Source organism: Bacillus sp. SIMBA_074 (assembly GCF_046534555.1).
Classification (GTDB): domain Bacteria; phylum Bacillota; class Bacilli; order Bacillales; family Bacillaceae_G; genus Bacillus_A; species Bacillus_A mycoides.
In genome coordinates this window covers 1-246 of record NZ_JAWRYM010001031.1, presented here as the reverse complement: position 1 = coordinate 246, position 246 = coordinate 1, and the positions used below count along the sequence as shown (strand labels likewise).

Sequence of the window (246 nt, the reverse complement as noted above, 5' to 3'; positions counted from 1 at the left end):
CGGTCTGCCCCTTGTTGACGCCCAGAACGCCGGCGCGAACCGTTTCAGCGATAAAGGACGCCGTATAGAAGGAAAGCGCCAGAAACAAAGCTAGAAACTCCGGCTTGATCTGCGCACCGCCGGTCAGATTGAAAGTTCCAAGCTTCGGTGAGTCGAACGAAACCGGAAACCCGGTCGCGATCAGTGCCAGTATCGGCAGGCCTATAATCAGGGCGGCGGACACGCGTATCGTGTGAAAGGATTGAC

At 56.9% G+C, this 246-nt stretch carries 1 pseudogene; it reads right to left on the bottom strand.

Annotated features, from left to right (window positions below):
* Positions 1-246 (bottom strand): annotated as a pseudogene (locus SB773_RS33900) (amino acid ABC transporter permease); the annotation flags it as partial.